The organism is Microbacterium sp. LCT-H2, assembly GCF_001866135.1.
Taxonomy (GTDB): domain Bacteria; phylum Actinomycetota; class Actinomycetes; order Actinomycetales; family Microbacteriaceae; genus Microbacterium.
The window spans coordinates 101,742-115,226 of sequence record NZ_MODW01000006.1 but is presented as its reverse complement, the minus strand read 5'-3'; the positions used below and the strand labels follow the sequence as shown (position 1 = coordinate 115,226).

At 70.5% G+C, this 13,485-nt stretch carries 16 protein-coding genes and 1 tRNA gene; 8 read left to right on the top strand and 9 right to left on the bottom strand.

All coding sequences use genetic code 11. The features are described 5' to 3' along the window. Nucleotides 1-3: 3 nt before the first annotated feature. The 3 genes from BK819_RS14140 to BK819_RS14130 are packed head-to-tail and all read right to left on the bottom strand — an operon-like array spanning nucleotide 4 to nucleotide 1,010. Nucleotides 4-438 carry a TadE family protein gene (locus BK819_RS14140; RefSeq protein WP_071329697.1) on the bottom strand — a complete coding sequence of 145 codons (435 nt, stop codon included), beginning with the start codon at nucleotides 436-438 and terminating at the stop codon, nucleotides 4-6. Beyond that, on the bottom strand, nucleotides 428-811 hold the full coding sequence (locus BK819_RS14135) for a TadE/TadG family type IV pilus assembly protein (protein WP_256209480.1): 384 nt from the start codon (nucleotides 809-811) through the stop codon (nucleotides 428-430). Before BK819_RS14135 ends, BK819_RS14140 begins: the two co-directional genes overlap by 11 nt. A 19-nt stretch (nucleotides 812-830) precedes the next feature. After that, nucleotides 831-1,010 carry a hypothetical protein gene (locus BK819_RS14130; RefSeq protein ID WP_071329738.1) on the bottom strand — a complete coding sequence of 60 codons (180 nt, stop codon included), beginning with the start codon at nucleotides 1,008-1,010 and terminating at the stop codon, nucleotides 831-833. Nucleotides 1,011-2,032: 1,022 nt separating this feature from the next. Between BK819_RS14130 and BK819_RS14125 the strand changes: the two genes are divergently transcribed. Further along, nucleotides 2,033-2,215: a hypothetical protein gene (locus BK819_RS14125; protein ID WP_071329695.1), complete on the top strand. Its 183-nt coding sequence runs from the start codon at nucleotides 2,033-2,035 to the stop codon at nucleotides 2,213-2,215. Between the two features lie 10 nt (nucleotides 2,216-2,225). Then, nucleotides 2,226-2,498: a hypothetical protein gene (locus BK819_RS14120; RefSeq protein ID WP_143049314.1), complete on the top strand. Its 273-nt coding sequence runs from the start codon at nucleotides 2,226-2,228 to the stop codon at nucleotides 2,496-2,498. A gap of 23 nt (nucleotides 2,499-2,521) precedes the next feature. Here the strand turns inward: BK819_RS14120 and BK819_RS14115 are convergent, their stop codons facing one another. The 4 genes from BK819_RS14115 to BK819_RS14100 are packed head-to-tail and all read right to left on the bottom strand — an operon-like array spanning nucleotide 2,522 to nucleotide 5,826. Continuing rightward, on the bottom strand, nucleotides 2,522-2,818 hold the full coding sequence (locus BK819_RS14115; RefSeq protein WP_025105304.1) for a hypothetical protein: 297 nt from the start codon (nucleotides 2,816-2,818) through the stop codon (nucleotides 2,522-2,524). Nucleotides 2,819-2,858: 40 nt separating this feature from the next. Beyond that, nucleotides 2,859-3,797, bottom strand: a complete 939-nt coding sequence (locus BK819_RS14110) for a type II secretion system F family protein (protein WP_071329737.1) — start codon at nucleotides 3,795-3,797, stop codon at nucleotides 2,859-2,861. After that, nucleotides 3,794-4,651 (bottom strand): type II secretion system F family protein, encoded by an 858-nt coding sequence (locus tag BK819_RS14105; RefSeq protein ID WP_071329693.1) that lies wholly within the window; start codon nucleotides 4,649-4,651, stop codon nucleotides 3,794-3,796. Before BK819_RS14105 ends, BK819_RS14110 begins: the two co-directional genes overlap by 4 nt. Then, on the bottom strand, nucleotides 4,648-5,826 hold the full coding sequence (locus tag BK819_RS14100) for a CpaF family protein (protein WP_071329692.1): 1,179 nt from the start codon (nucleotides 5,824-5,826) through the stop codon (nucleotides 4,648-4,650). The genes BK819_RS14105 and BK819_RS14100 overlap by 4 nt, the downstream gene beginning before the upstream one ends. A gap of 102 nt (nucleotides 5,827-5,928) precedes the next feature. Between BK819_RS14100 and BK819_RS14095 the strand changes: the two genes are divergently transcribed. The 5 genes from BK819_RS14095 (at nucleotide 5,929) to BK819_RS14070 (ending at nucleotide 9,629) form a co-directional block, all read left to right on the top strand. After that, a complete protein-coding gene (locus tag BK819_RS14095; protein WP_071329691.1) occupies nucleotides 5,929-6,321 on the top strand; it encodes a hypothetical protein in 393 nt (130 codons plus the stop codon). Nucleotides 6,322-6,415: 94 nt separating this feature from the next. Continuing rightward, on the top strand, nucleotides 6,416-7,213 hold the full coding sequence (locus tag BK819_RS14090) for a glycosyltransferase family A protein (RefSeq protein WP_071329690.1): 798 nt from the start codon (nucleotides 6,416-6,418) through the stop codon (nucleotides 7,211-7,213). Then, nucleotides 7,210-8,637 (top strand): endonuclease/exonuclease/phosphatase family protein, encoded by a 1,428-nt coding sequence (locus BK819_RS16415; RefSeq protein ID WP_083391810.1) that lies wholly within the window; start codon nucleotides 7,210-7,212, stop codon nucleotides 8,635-8,637. Before BK819_RS14090 ends, BK819_RS16415 begins: the two co-directional genes overlap by 4 nt. A gap of 67 nt (nucleotides 8,638-8,704) precedes the next feature. Next, a tRNA-Leu gene (locus BK819_RS14075) sits at nucleotides 8,705-8,786 on the top strand. A 78-nt stretch (nucleotides 8,787-8,864) separates the two neighbouring features. After that, nucleotides 8,865-9,629, top strand: coding sequence for a DedA family protein (locus BK819_RS14070; RefSeq protein WP_071329688.1), 765 nt, complete (start codon nucleotides 8,865-8,867; stop codon nucleotides 9,627-9,629). 12 nt (nucleotides 9,630-9,641) lie between these two features. On the opposite strand, the gene BK819_RS14065 is transcribed toward BK819_RS14070, so the two are convergent. Continuing rightward, nucleotides 9,642-10,454, bottom strand: coding sequence for a Ku protein (locus tag BK819_RS14065; protein WP_071329687.1), 813 nt, complete (start codon nucleotides 10,452-10,454; stop codon nucleotides 9,642-9,644). A gap of 57 nt (nucleotides 10,455-10,511) precedes the next feature. Between BK819_RS14065 and ligD the strand changes: the two genes are divergently transcribed. Continuing rightward, the gene (gene ligD, locus BK819_RS14060) at nucleotides 10,512-12,491 is read left to right on the top strand and encodes a non-homologous end-joining DNA ligase (protein WP_071329686.1); all 1,980 of its coding nucleotides are present in this window, start codon (nucleotides 10,512-10,514) and stop codon (nucleotides 12,489-12,491) included. A 12-nt stretch (nucleotides 12,492-12,503) separates the two neighbouring features. On the opposite strand, the gene BK819_RS14055 is transcribed toward ligD, so the two are convergent. Beyond that, nucleotides 12,504-13,424: a cation diffusion facilitator family transporter gene (locus BK819_RS14055; protein WP_071329685.1), complete on the bottom strand. Its 921-nt coding sequence runs from the start codon at nucleotides 13,422-13,424 to the stop codon at nucleotides 12,504-12,506. Nucleotides 13,425-13,485 lie beyond the last annotated feature (61 nt).

Sequence of the window (13,485 nt, the reverse complement as noted above, 5' to 3'; positions counted from 1 at the left end):
CCCTCATCCCGCGCCCCATCGCCGAGACACCTTCTGCACCGATACGGCCTCCACGGGGACGGACGTCGCCTTGTCGAGTCCGAGCACGCCCGGCACCAGCGGCAGCGGCACCCGCGTCGAGACCGTGACGACCACCGTCGTCCCCGCCGCCGGGCAGGGCGATGGACGGGGCCGACAGGAGACCTCGACGTCGACCGCGCCGGGGTCGATGCCGTACTCCTCGACGATCCCCTCCAGCACTCGCTCCCCGCGGCCGGCCGCCGCCGACAAGTCGGGTGCCGACGCGATGGCACGTGCGGCCTGCCGCGCCGCGGCCTCGACGCCCAGCGACTGCTCCTGCACCGACCCCACGGCGATCACGAGGTACAGCAGCGGCACGAGCATGATCACACCGACGGCGATGAACTCGAGCGAGCTCGACCCGGCGTCATCGCGCATCGAAGGACTCCGCCGGTGCGTGGGCCTCCACCTGCAAGGCCGCAGGGACGCCGACGAGGCCGAACACCGGGAGCATCGTCCGGATCCGGACCTCGACGGTCTCCTGTCCCGCTCGCCGCGCCGAGGCCACCGTGATGTCGTCCGCGTAGGAGGGGCCGACCGCGCGACGGATGACCTCGCGCGCCCGCTCCTCCCCTTCCGCGGCTGTCGTGTCTGCGAGAGCCGCGTAGTACGCCCCCTCGACCGCGGCGTCATGGACGACGTTGCGCACGTAGATCGCGAACGCCAGTTGCAGCACTGCGAGGGTGAGCGCGGTGAGCAGGGTGCCGACGAGGAGGAACTCCACCGGATTCGATCCGCGGTCTTCGGTCACCCCCGCAGGCGCACGCATGTCAGAGCCCCGACACCCGCTGGATGGCCTGCTCGAAGAGGGAGGTGAGCGCAGGCCCGGCGACCGCCCAGATGAGCACGACGAGGCCCGCGGTCATCAATGTGACGAGCACCCAGCCGGGCACGTCTCCCCGTTCGTCATCCTGAAGGGCACGGAGCATCGAGCGCGCACGAGAGATCATGCCGCCAGTGTGCATCGGAGAGCCGTCGCGGTGCGGACGTTATCCACAGGGCCGTGCGGGTGACCCGCGCCCTCACGCGGCGACACCAGTTCGAGGCGGTCTTTGTCCGAGCCGGAGCCGGCTTGCCAGATCGTGCCAGAAGTCACCGAGCGCATCCGTGATTCACGTGCACTTCGCGCCGTGCCGAAGCCCGTCTAGCCACGCAGGCACCACACGTCCGCAGCCGGACGCGATGAGGTGACAGACACCTGATCACTTCGAGGTGACTGTGACGCTGGCCCGCAGGTGCGAGCCATCGAGCGATGATGGGGATTTCGGAGAAGTGTGAATGGCGTGCAGGGATGGCGTTGGTTGCTGCCGTCGCGATGCTGGGAACTGGCGTCGCACCGGCAGCGGCTCAACCACCCGTCGAGTCCGAGCGGGCGACGATCCGACGACCGCGCAGCGATGGCCGTGGGTGACACGGCCTATCGGATCGTCTCGACGTGGGCCGATAATATTGCACAGCCGATCGTTGCTCGCGCGGGCAATGGAACCACGTCACGGTGTGTCCCCAGTGGGTCATTAACGTTGCGGGCTGAAGGGCAGCACTACGCATGGGTAGCGACGTGAATGCAGAGACCTTTCTCTCAGCGGTCCGCGAAGAATGGGATAAGGCGCACGGGACGATCGTGGTGCCGGCGGAACTCGAGTTGACGCATCTGGAAGCCGACGGCGAGTCGTTGACGCTGCAGGTTACAGACTCCGCCGGGTCGCGCTTCGGTTGGCGTACGCCACTTCCGACCCATATGCGCAGTGACAAGACACCAGGAGAAACGGGTACACCGCAGCATTGGGCGCTCTGGGAGGTCCTCATTCCCCTGGTAGAAGAGCTCGAGACGAACGCTGCAACTCGGTTACCGCCCGACATCGACGGTGTGAGGTGGATCTCGAGGTGAGGCCGCTCATGCCGAGACGGTGCATCCGGGCGGGCTGCGTCGCTGCCTGTCCGAAAGCGACGGAACGCAATAGGCTCCCACCTCATGGAACCCAACCCTCTGCTGCCGTCGATTCCGGTGCTGATCGCGATCGTCGTCGGCGTGGTGATCCTCGTCGCCGTCATCATCGTCATCGTCGTCGGCGCCCGGAGGGCGAAGCGGCGGGGTTCTGTACCCCCGTCGCGCGAATCGCACAACCCCGGGTCCGGACACCACGACGAGGGATAGCCTGTCACGCATGCGCCCCGGACCTGACGATGAGATGCGGGCGCGGGTCGAGATCGACGGGCTGACCTATCCCCTGCCTCGCGGCACGGATGTCGTCGCCCTCCGGGAGCGGATCGAAGCCGCGGCACGCGTCGAACCCACGTTCGTCTCGTTCGCCACATCGGACGGCCTCGCGAGCGTCCTCGTCCACCCGACTTCGCGGGTGTTCCTCTTCCAGGTCAAAGTATCCGGCGAGGGAAGCCTCGCCGCAGACCTCGGGGGATTGCCGGACTGGGACGTCTGAGCGCGCGAGAAGCCGCGGCAGCGTCAGGAGGTGAACTCGTCGATGAGGAGCTCGCCGCGCGCGTTCAAGCGCTCCATCATGTGGCTGACCCGGGCCGGGTCGATCGCCGGGACCGGGTCGGCGTCGAACTCGAGCACCAGCGGGATGGCCGGGTGCATCCACGCGGAGAGCCGGCCGGGGCTCTTCTTCCCCGATGGCCACGTCATCATGAAGCTCTCCTGGCGACGGAGCTTGGTGGAGATCACGATCTTCAGATGCGCCAGCAGGGTGTCCTCGACGTCGATCGGCGGACGAGAGCTGTTGTACTCGAGACTTCCCATAGTCAAACGGTAAGCCCCCGGGACGCCTTCGGCCGACCACTCACCCGATGCCGAGGCGCAGGATGAACAGCCCGGGGTAGATCGCGAACACGACGGACAACGGCAGGATCAGGAACACCAGCGGCAGGAGCATGAAGATCTCCTTCCGTCCGGCCTGCTCGATGAGCGTGCGCTTGGCCTCCTCCCGCGTGTCATCGGCCTGCGCGCGCAGGACGGCGGCGAGCGGCGCTCCGTGTTCGAGCGCGGCGACGATCTGGTCCACGGCCCGCGTGAGCCCCGGCAGCTCCAGCCGGGCCGCCATGGCACTCAGCGCGTCCGCCAGCGGCGACCCCGTCCCGACTTCCAGTACTACGCGACGCAGCTCGACCGTGAGCTCCCCGGATCCCACACCGGCCACGCGCTTCACAGCATCGAGAAACCCCTCTCCCGCCGAGAGACAGAGCGCCAGGAACTCCAGCGTCGTCGGCAACTCCTCCGTCAGACGCACCTTCCGCGCACGCACCCGCGCCGACAGTCGCAGGTCGTACGCCACACCAGCTGCCGCTCCCGCGAGGAGCGGGATCGACCCGACCGGAAGCGACCACCGACCGATCACGACGAGAACGATGACGGCGAGCGCCCCGGCGGCGATTCCGCCCATGATAACCACGAGCTGACGACCGCGGAAGGCGACAGGATCGAGTGTCGACCCGGCCTGCGCGAGCCGCCGTCGGAGAGCTTCCGTCCCACCGAGCAGACGGTCGAGCGCCTGCGCACCGCGCGCACCGAGGCGGAACCCTCCGGCGGACAGGGTGCCGGGCCGAGGGAAGGCCTCCCGCGGCAACACCTCGTCGTCGACGACGTCCCGCACGTACGGCGCGATCCGCGACGCGAGCGACGCCGCCCGCCACCGCGGGAGGCCTGCCAGAAGCGAGAGGACACCCGCGGCGAATCCCCCGCCGAGGAGCAGGGCCACCGCGAGCGCGGAGAGCCCGCTCACCCGAACCACCGACGCGGCTCGGGCAGCCGACCGATTCGGATCATGAGGCGGAACGCGACGACGGACACGACCGCGCCCACGACGATGACGGCGATCCCTTCCGGCGTGCCATAGGCCTTCGCCCCCTCCGGGCGCAGAATCAGGAGAGTGAGGATCACCCACGGCGCCACGGCCCCGAGGACGGCCGCCCCGCGGATCCAGGACTGCCGCGCCTCGACCTCGCCGCGGAGTGCCGCGTCGGCACGCACCGACGAGGAGAGCGCCCGCAACACGACGATGAGCTCGGTGCCGCCGACCTGCCGCGCCATCCGCAACGTCTCGATGATCCGGTCGCCGAGAGGATCAGCGAGGATGGCCTTCAGCCGGTCCAGGCTGGCGTCGAACCGTCCGCTGCTCCGCAGATCCCGTGCGAACGCGTCGAACGCGGGGCGGAGCGGCGGTGGAGCCGATTCCGCGAGGGTGGCCACCGCATCGGGGAGCGACAGGCCGACGCGGATCGCGGCAATCAGCAGGTCGCAGACGTCGGGCCAGAGCTGGCGCCGGAGACGTCGCAGCCGCAGACGGCGGCCACGCAGGTAGGCGATCGGCGCCGCGCCTCCGGCCAGCCCGGCGAGAATCGCGAGAGCGGCGCTTCCCGTGACGAGCCAGGCGAGGGAGGCGGCGCCGAGCGCGGAACCGGCGACGCCGATCAGGAGAGAGCGGGTCTGCACCGCCGGGAACCCCGCCTCGCCCGCGAGACGAGCCAGACGACCGCGATGCGGAGCAGTCGAGGAGCGTTCCCCCGCCGGCCACAGCCACGGTGACAGGATCAGCAGCACGCCGGCCGCGAGCGTCGTCCCGAGGAGGATCGTCATGCGAGAACCCCCGTCCCGGCCGCGGCCGCTCGGTCGAGGGGTCGCCCGGCTCCGAAGACCGGCGTGCTGAGCACCCGCCCCTCGACCACCTCACCCGTCGGGGCGACGATCTCCTCGACGTATCGACGCCCTGCCGCATCGCGCGTGCAGTGCACGACGAGATCGACGGACGACGCGATCGCCGGAGCGACGAAGCCGCGGTCGATGTTCCGGCCGGCGAGCAGGGGCAGCAGGCACAGCTTGTCGAGTGCCTCCGCGGCGGAGTTGGCGTGGACCGTGCAGGCCCCGGGCACCCCGGTGTTCAGTGCGAGCACGAGGTCGAGGGCCTCCGCATCCCGCACCTCCCCCACCACGAGCCGGTCCGGTCGCATTCGCAAGGCCTCCTTCACCAACCGCCGCAGCGTGATCTCGCCCGTGCCTTCCAGGCTCGGCTGACGCCCCTGCAGCGCCACAACATCGGGGCCGTCCACCGCGAGCTCGAACGTCTCCTCCGCCGTGATGATGCGCTGTTCGGCCGCGCAGGCGGCGAGCAGCGCTCCGAGCATCGTCGTCTTGCCCGCATGGGTCGCCCCTGACACGATCACGGATGCTCCCGTCCGCATCGCCTCACCGAGGGCCCGTGCGGCCTCGGGAGTCAGCGCGCCCTGTGCCGTGAGCGCATCGAGCGAGCGGTGCCCGGGAAGGAACTTGCGGATGTTGACCACCCACGACCCGCGCACGACGTCGGCGATCGCCACGTGCAGCCGCGAGCCGTCCGGGAGCGAGGCATCGACGAACGGCTGGCCGATGTCCACGCGCCGTCCCGTCGCCTGCAGCATCCTCTCCACCAGATCCCGCACCGTCGCCTCGTCCAGCCGCAACCCCGTCCGCTCCGCCACCCCACCCCGCGCCGTGTGCACGGCCCCGTCGCCGTTGACCCACACCTCCTCGATACCCGGGTCGTCGAGCAGCGGCTGCAGAGCACCGAAGCCACTCACCGCCGCCAGCACGTCCCGCACGCACGCCGCCTCGTCCTCGACGAGCACGCCGCCCCGCGCGAGCGCCCGATCATCGTGACGCCGCACCTCCGCCCGGGTGACCTCCCGCGCCCGCTCCGGGTCGGTCGCCGGATCCACCCCCTCCGTCCGGAGCCGACGCCGAACGAGGTCGGCGATGAACGACGCGGGCTGCTCCATCCCTGCATCCTCGCAACGATCCGCTCCCGGCCCGCGGAGTTATCCACACCCCGTGCGCGGCCTCCGAAGCGGAGACCGTCCAGCACCAGGTACCGTGCAGGCATGAAGCGGTTCACTGTCTCGAGCGGCCTCCTCGGCGTTCTCCTCCTGTCCGGCTGCACCAGTGGTCCCGATCTCCTGCAGTGCCAGAGCGTGGCCGCCGTCGACACCGAACTCGAGGCCTTCTTCGCCCAAGACACGGTCGGCGGTACGGCGAGTCCGGAGCAGACCGAGCGCCTGAAGGAGTTGGCGGACGAATACGCCGATCTCGACGTCGACGGCGAGGTACAGGAGGCTGCGACGGCCGTGAGCGACGACCTGCGCGCTCTCTACGACTACCGCGTCGGCGTCCAGAACGGCGACGCGGCGGACCCCGACCGCGAACAGGAACTCCGCCGGACCGCGATCGATACGTTCGTCGAGGGACAAGCCGTCTGCATCGAGAGCTCCTCCTGACGCCGCCGTATCGAGCCGCCCGCCCCTGTGTCAACCGGTACGTCCCCCGTCGTCGTGCTCCCTAGGCTGAGGAGCAGACCTGCGAGGAGACGACGTGCACCGCGCCACACCAGCCGCCCCCGAACCGACCCTGAGCGTGGTCATTCCGGTCAAGGACGACGCGGCGGAACTGCAGCGGTGTCTCCGCGCCCTCGCGCGGCAGACGCTCCCGCCCGACGAGATCATCGTCGTGGACAACGCCTCGACCGATGAGTCGGCCGCCGTGGCTGCCCGGCTCGGTGCACGGGTCGTGCGGTGCGACACCCCGGGCATCCCCGCGGCGAGCGCGACCGGGTACGACGCGGCGACGGGAGACGTGATCCTGCGGCTCGACGCGGACGGCGTCCCGGGGCCCCGATGGATCGAGACGATGGCGACCGCGTGCATCCGGGATCCGCGGGTCGGCGCCTGGACGGGCGGCGCGCACTTCATCGACGGGCCTCGGCTCCTGCGCCGCCCCCTCGCGGCGGCCTACCTCCTCTCCTACGTCGTCGTGTGCGGCTCGGCTCTCGGTCACGTGCCGCTGTTCGGGTCGAACCTCGCGCTCCGCCGCTCGACGTGGCTCGCCGTCCGGGACCGCGTGCACCGCGACGACGCCGCGCTTCACGACGACCTCGATCTCGCCTTCCACGTCGGCGAGCGCCACCGCGTCCGCTGGCTGCTGCACACCGACATGGGCATCTCCATGCGCCCGTTCGGCAGCGGCCGCTCCTTCGCCCGCCGAGCCTGGATCGGCACCCGCACGGTCCTCGTGCACTGGCCGGAGGACTTCCCTCCCGTGCGCTGGGTGCGTCTCACCCTGCGCCGCGTACTGCACCGGCTCGGCGTCCCCGCGCCCGGAGCCCGCCGATGATCGCCGCGCTCCTCGGAACACCGTCTGCCACCGAGCTGCACGTCATGACCCTCAACATCCGCCGCGACCTCGGTGCCCTCGCCTGGCCGCGCGCCGACCGCTGGGAGACCCGACGCCCCCGGCTCACCGCGCTCCTGCGCACGGAGCAGCCGGACGTCCTCGGTGTGCAGGAGGCCCTCCCCGCGCAGGCTGCCGCCGTCTGCGCCGCGCTCGGCCCGTCCTTCCGTCACATCGGCCATGGCCGCATCCCCGGGCCCCGCGGCGAGGGCTGCCCGCTCTTCTACGACGCCGAGCGGCTGGAGCTTCGCACCTGGCGACAGATCGCCCTCTCCCGTACCCCCGATCGTTCCGGTTCCCGCTCCTGGCTGAGCGTCACGCCGCGGGTGGCGGTGGAGGCGTCCTTCCGCGACCGCCGCACGGACGCCATGCTCACCGTGCTCAACACCCACCTCGACGCCTTCTCGCCGTGGGCACGGCTCCGTCAGGCGCAGGCGGTGCACGACGTCGCCGCCGCCTCTGCGGCCCCCGTCATCCTCCTCGGGGACATCAACGCCTCCGCCGGCTCAGCAGCATGGCGCGCCCTCGAAGCCGACGACGTCCTCCGCGATTCGTGGACGGCCGCCGTGTCCCGCCGCACCCCGGCCTGGGGCACGTTCGCCGGCTACCGGACGCCGCGCCGAGGGCGCCGCATCGACGGCATCCTCGTCTCCCCCGCGCTTCCCGTGCGCCGAGCCGGCATCGACGCGCGGCAGTATGGAGGGGGGCTGGCCGTCCGATCATCTCCCCGTGCACGCCCTGATCGATCCGGCCTCGCCCGCCGCCGTCCCACCCGAGGAGCACGCATGAAGGAGGACTTCCTCCGCCCGCCGCACTCCGCAGCGGAGTACGGTGCCGACGCCGTCCGGGTGATCGGCATCCTCAGCGTCCTCGTCGCGGCGATCTGGTCCACCCCGACCGACGCCGGCATCCTCGCGCTCGCCCTCCCCGCCCTCATGCTCCCCCGCGTCCTCGGGATGCGCGGCGGCATCGACCTCGCGATCGGCCTGATCGTGCTCATCGCCGCCGCGAGCAACGTGTTCGACCTGTACCGCACGCTCACCGGATGGGACCTCATCGTGCACTTCGTCTGCACGGGCGCCCTCGCCGCCACCGGCTACCTCGTGCTCACCCGCCTCGGCATCGTCACCGCGCAGGAGTCGCCGACGTTCCGCCCCCGCATGCCGATCGTCCTCTGCACCGTGATCGGGCTCGCGGCCAGCGCCGTGTGGGAGATGATCGAGTGGGCGGGTCGCACGTTCATCACCGACGAGATCTTCGTCACCTACGAGGACACCATCGGCGACATGGCCATGGGCGGACTCGGTGCGCTCGCGGCGGGAGTCCTCGTCGCCGTCGTCCGGCTGGAGCGTCGCCGCTCGGCGTGACGGCGCGGAACTGCGGGAGGATCCCCAGGGTCGAACAGCGCGCGGGTCAGTAGACTGAAGCCACCGCGCGGGAGTGGTGGAATTGGCAGACACGCAGGATTTAGGTTCCTGTGCCCCAGGGCGTGTGGGTTCAAGTCCCACCTTCCGCACGACGGGTGCTTCGGCGCCCGCATCGCTCCACCGCCGACACCTCACGACCGACGGGAATCCCGCCAGTGCTCGAAAGCATGTTGCACGCCCCCACCGCGCTCATCCCGTGGCTCGATCCGCAGACGATCATCGGGGCGGCGGGTCCGTGGGCGCTCCTCGTGGTCTGCTTCATCATCTTCGCCGAGACCGGTCTGCTGGTCGGCTTCCTCCTGCCCGGTGACACGCTGCTCATCATCGCGGGTCTGCTGACCCACACGAGCAACGTCTTCGGCGTGAACATCTGGGTCGTCTCGCTGCTCATCGCACTCTCGGCGTTCATCGGCGGCGAGGTCGGCTACGTCATCGGACACAAGGGCGGCCCCGCGGTGTTCGAACGCAAGGAATCCGGCCTGTTCAGCAGGAAGAACGTCGAGCGCACCAATGCGTTCTTCGAGCGCTTCGGCGGCCTCACCGTGATCCTGGCCCGGTTCGTGCCGATCGTGCGCACGTTCGCCCCGGTCGCGGCCGGCGTGGGCCACATGCCCTGGCGGCGCTACTCGCTCTACAACTTCATCGGGGCGATGATCTGGGGCTTCGGCCTAACCATGGTCGGCTACCTCATCGCCTACATCCCATGGATCCGGCACCTCGTCGTGGAGTACATCGACATCATCCTGCTCATCGCCGTCGGCGGGACGGCGATCGTCACCCTGTGGCATTACCTCACCGAGCGCCACAAGGCGAAGAAGGCCGCGGCCGCGGGCGAAGACGTGGCGACCGACCATGCGGAGGCGGAGGAGCTCGTCCTCGACGCCGACGTGTTCGACCGGGCCCCCGACCTCGACGGCGACGGCAAGCACTGATCCCGTCTCGGGTCAGCCCGCGTTCTTCGAGCGCTTCTCCTTGGAGCGTGCCACGCTCGCGCGCAGCGCCTCCATCAGGTCGATGACCTCGCCGCCGTCGGCCGCCTTCTCGGCGTCTGCGCCGAACGTCTCGGCCACGTCGAACGTCTCCCCGGCCTCGATCTTCGCGTCGATGAGGGTGCGCAGCTCCTTCTGGTACTCGTCGACGAACTCCTCGGGATCGAAGTCGGCCGAATAGCTGTCCACGAGCGAAGACGACAGCTCCAGCTCCTTCTTCGAGATCCGCACGTCCTCGTCGAGGGACGGGAACTCCGCCTCTCGGACCTCGTCCGACCACAGGAGCGTCTGGAGCACGAGCACCTTGCCCCGCACGCGCAACGCGGCGAGCCGGGTCTTCTGGCGCAGCGTGAACCGCACGATCGCGGTGCGGTCGGTCTGCTCCAGGGTCTTGCGCAGCAGCACGTACGCCTTGGGAGACTTCGAATCCGGCTCCAGGTAGTACGGCTTGTCGAGCGTGAGCGGATCGACCTGTTCCGAGGGCACGAACTCCACGACATCGATTTCGCGGCTCTTCTCCGCCGGAAGCGCGGCGAGGTCGTCCTTGGTGAGCACGACCGTCTGACCGTCGTCGACGTAAGCGCGGTCGATGTCGGAGTAGGCGACCGTCTCGCCGCACACCTCGCACGTGCGCTGGTAGCGGATGCGGCCGCCGTCCTTGTCATGCACCTGATGCAGCGGCACGTCGTGGTCCTCGGTCGCGGAGTACACCTTGACCGGCACGTTCACCAGCCCGAACGTCAGGGCGCCCTTCCAGATCGTCCTCATCACACCAGTAGACACCAGCCCCACCCGTCACGACCACCCCTTGACTACGCTGGCTCCATGGTGGGAGAGGCGCAGGTCGTGCAGGTCGACGGCCGACGACTGCGCGTGACCAACCTCGACAAGATCGTCTATCCGGAGACGGGCACGACCAAAGGCGAGGTCATCGCCTACTACACCGCCATCGCGCCCCTGCTCCTGCCACTCCTCGACGGCCGCCCGGTCACCCGCAAGCGCTGGGTCGAGGGGGTCGGCACCGCCGCCGCCCCCGAAGACTCCTTCTTCACGAAGCAGCTCGAGCCCGGGGCTCCGGACTGGATCCCGCGGCAGGACATCCAGCACTCCGACGGCCCCAAGGCGTACCCGCTGGTGGAGGACGTGCCCACGCTCGTGTGGCTCGCGCAGGTCGCGGCGATCGAGCTGCACGTGCCGCAGTGGCGGTTCACCCCGGAAGGTCTGCCCGGACGCCCGGACCGTCTCGTGCTCGACCTCGACCCCGGACCGGGTGCCGACCTCGCGCAGTGCGCCGAGGTCGCCCGGATCGCCCGGACGCTCCTCACCGACATGGGTCTCGACCCGCTTCCCGTGACGAGCGGCAGCAAGGGCATCCACCTCTACGCGTCCCTGCCCGGGGAGCAGACCAGTGCCGAGGTCTCCGCCGTGGTCAAGGAGCTGGCCCGCGTCATCGAGAACGAGCACCCGGACCTCGCGACGAGCGTCATGTCCAAGGCCGTGCGCGGGGGCAAGGTGTTCCTCGACTGGAGCCAGAACAACGGCAAGAAGACGACGATCTCCCCCTACTCCCTGCGCGGGCGTGCCCGGCCCGGGGTCGCGGCGCCGCGCACGTGGGAGGAGCTCGACGATCCGGGGCTCGCACACCTCGAACTGGACGACGTGCTCGCGCGCGCGGCTGCGGGATTCGACCCCCTCTCGTCGCTCCGCCCCGACGCTCCGGCACTGCCCGCGAACGCGCCCGCCGCGACCCCCGCACCCGCGATCCGGGCGGCGGCTCCCGCCCCCGCCCGCCGCGGACGGCCCCTCGCCGCGCCCGCACCGTCACCCGCCGGCGCCACCCTCCCCTCCCTCGCCCCGATGCTCGCCGAGAACGGCACCCCCGCGATCGCTCGGAACCTCAGCACCCCCTCCTGGGTGGAGGTGAAGTGGGACGGCATCCGTGCGATCGGCACCTGGCGCGACGGGCAGATGTCGCTGCACGCCCGTCGCGGCACCGACATCACCGCGCGCTATCCCGAGCTGACGGCCGACGGTGCCCCGTTGCTCCCGGTCGACGAGGCGATCGTCGACGGGGAGATCGTCGCCTTCGACAGCGCCGGCCGGCCGAGCTTCTCGCTGCTCCAGAACCGCATGCATCTCACCCGGCCGCGGGAGATCGAGCGCGAGGTCGTGCGCACGCCCGTCGTGTACATCCTGTTCGACCTGCTCCGTCTCGACGGGCATGATCTCACCGCGATGCCGCTGCGCGAGCGGCGGACGCTGCTCGGCGACATCGTGGCGGGGGTCGACGCGCCCATCCAGGTCCCTCCCGTCTTCGACGACGTGGACGCGGCGCTGGCCGCGAGCGAGGAGTTCGGCCTGGAAGGCGTCGTCGTGAAGGACCCGGCGTCACGGTATCGTGCCGGCCAGCGCTCGCCCTCCTGGCTCAAGCTCAAGAACACCCGCATGCAGGAGGCGGTGATCGTCGGCATCCGCCCGGGGAAGGGCGAGCGGGAGGGCACTCTCGGCTCCCTCCTCCTCGCAGTCCCGGAGGACGGCGACCTCCGCTACATCGGACGTGTGGGCACCGGCTTCACGGACCGCATCCTCCGCGACCTCCTGACCCGCCTGGAGCCGCTGCGGGTGCCGCGCGCACCGCTCGACGGCGTCCCCCGACCCGACGCCTCCGACGCGCTGTGGGTGCGCCCCGAGCTCGTGGGCGAGGTGGAGTTCGCGAACTGGACGCCGGACGGCATCCTGCGGCACGCCCGCTGGCGGGGTCTGCGTCCCGACAAGACCGTCGACGAGATCACCGTCGAGGCGTGAGCGGCACGCCGCTCAGGCGTGGTGCGGTTCGCAGTCGCTCTGCTCGGCCGGCTCGATCTGGAACGTGGAGTGCGCGACGTCGAAGTGATCCGCGAGGCACGCCTGCATCTCCGACAGCAGCGCCGCCGAGCGGCCGTCCGCCAGCAGATCCGGTCGCACGCTGACGTGCGCGGTGAAGACCGGCGCCCCGCGGGTGAGCTGCCACACATGCACGTCGTGGACCCCGACGACGCCGTCGTAGCCGAGCAGGTGGGTGCGGATCTCGCCGACGGCCATGCCCTTCGGGGCCGACTCGGCGAGCACGGAGAACACCTCCTTGAGCAGCACGAACGCCCGCGGGATGATCATCGCCGCGATGAACAGCGAGGCGAGCGCGTCGGCCGGCATCCAGCCCGTCACGAGGATCACGCCCGCCGCGATGATGACCATGAGCGAGCCGAGCAGGTCGCCCATCACCTCGAGGTAGGCGCCCCGCACGTTCAGGTTCGTGCGCTGGGCCCGGCTGAGCAGCCACATCGACACGGCGTTGGCGAGCAGGCCGACGACCGCGACGACGAGCATCAGCCCGCCGGCGACCTCGACCTCAGCGGGGTTCAGCAGCCGCTGCACCCCCTGCACGGCGACGACCGTGGCGAGGGCGATGAGGATGACCGCGTTGATGAGCGCGCCGAAGACCTCCGCGCGCTGATAGCCGAACGTCCGGCGGTCGTCCGCAGGACGCGCCGCCACGGTCGCGGCGATGAGGGCGATCACGAGCGCCGAGGCGTCGGTGAACATGTGCGCGGCGTCCGCGAGCAGCGCGAGCGAGCCCGTGAGCAGAGCTCCGACGACCTGCACGATCATCACGGTGGCCGTGAGGGTCAGGGAGATCGCGAGCAGGCGGCGGCTGCTCGCCGAACGGAGACCGCCGGGGGCGGGCGCGTGATCGTGCATGCCCCCAGGCTAGCCCGGCGACAGGTGCAGAGAGGCCGTTCCCGGCTAGTCGGGAACAGTA